Here is a 1,429-nt window from a genome sequence, read left to right as displayed (position 1 = left end):
CGAGTTGAGAGCGGATGTTCGAATTGTCCTCCGCGTCCGCTCTCAAATAACTTCAAAAACGAAACGCTGCGCTCCTTTTATGGACATAAATTTTCCTTGCGCTATCGTGTCGGCATTCTGCCTAAAGTCGGGCGGATAGAGTGGCCCGTACCATCGGAAAATTCGATGATTATGCCCTGCGGGTTGCTCGCTCCTTAGCCGGACAGACCTTTCAGTTCTGCCTTGCTATACAAACGTTTTCCTTCCCACTGCAGCAGTTCCCCACCGCAAACGGCACACTCGACCACCCCTTTGATCCGAACTGGTTGTTCAGTGTAACGAACTACATTGAAAGCACCACAATGGTCGCAGGTAATTTCCACTGTTTCCGTATTCATTGAGCTCGCTCTTTTATTGGACGACAACTGAATAAAACATACCTTATTCACACCCCGCGACTACTCACGGGCGGCGGCCCGCTGTGGGCAAGTATAACTCCCCCTAGGTGGGCCGCACTCTTCTATGTTGGTGCTACTATTTTCTGTTGTTTGCGTTCTGCTGGGATTTACCTGGGTCAATCTCAACTTTTGGCTCTTTAGCAACATGGTCCGGATGATCCGGGTTTTCTGAGCTATCAGTAATGCTGGTGAAGTAGCCCTCCCCGTCATCGGTCGACCAGTCCGAACCATTTCCGATGCCAGCATCCGATCCAATGGTTTGTTCCAGATTGATCCCCGAATTTCCAGGTGACGTCTGTGCCGCAACCACGATCGGCACAGTTAAAAATATCAAGGAGATACTCGCAGATGAGACGATGCGATGCATAACATAACCCTCCAATTTTGAGAACATGCACCACACTACCACAAAAACCTGAGTCGCCGTTCAACTCCCTGCCAGAACTCCTCCTTAGTTGGACTTTCAAAGATCGCTCGGGACTACGGCCACCACAACACATCTGCACCCGATAGCACAGTTGCATCCAGATCCTGCCAAATGAGGTAATTCTGGAACGGCGTTTTTAGGGAACTTTATGCCGTCTTGTGACCGACAATACTCACAGGTGTTGGAATCTTCAGGGGCCAGCATCTCCATATCCTTCACGAAATCGAACTGGAGCGCTTGCTCGACGTCCCTCAGATAGGCGGCCCGGCGCATCTGATAGAGTTCATCCGACGATGGCATCAATCTCTCCTTTGCTGGACTCTACTTCACTGGCCAAACCGGCTCAATCAACACGGTTTCACCTCTCGGTATAGCTTGCGTTGCTGGGTCGTACATTCACTTCACAACCATGTTTTCTCAGCGCTTGCGTGATCCCAGAAGTAGGTGTTGGATGCCTTGGGCCAATAGTCACCATTTCAATTGCTGAAACTGTCTGACGTCAGCGCTTATGGGTCCAAATAGCCGTATTTGATAAGAGAGAGTTCTTGGCTCATCGTAACCACTG

General features: G+C 50.1%; 2 protein-coding genes. One reads left to right on the top strand and one right to left on the bottom strand.

The annotated features are described in order from the left end of the window. Positions 1–140 precede the first annotated feature (140 nt). Entirely contained in the window at positions 141–380 is a 240-nt protein-coding gene (locus tag AC2T28_RS24910; RefSeq protein ID WP_486751295.1) for a hypothetical protein, read from the top strand. A gap of 133 nt (positions 381–513) precedes the next feature. Here the strand turns inward: AC2T28_RS24910 and AC2T28_RS24905 are convergent, their stop codons facing one another. Next, the gene (locus tag AC2T28_RS24905; RefSeq protein WP_486751294.1) at positions 514–804 is read right to left on the bottom strand and encodes a hypothetical protein; all 291 of its coding nucleotides are present in this window, start codon (positions 802–804) and stop codon (positions 514–516) included. Positions 805–1,429: the final 625 nt, after the last annotated feature.

The sequence above is a fragment of the Parasedimentitalea nitratireducens genome, assembly GCF_057444295.1.
The sequence above is the reverse complement of the archived record's forward strand: the minus strand, read 5'-3'. Positions and strand labels throughout refer to the sequence as shown.

Coding starts and splice junctions, on each gene's coding strand:
- AC2T28_RS24905 (WP_486751294.1), bottom strand. CDS start 804: ATGCATCGCATCGTCTCATCTGCGAGTATCTCCTTGATATTTTTAACT.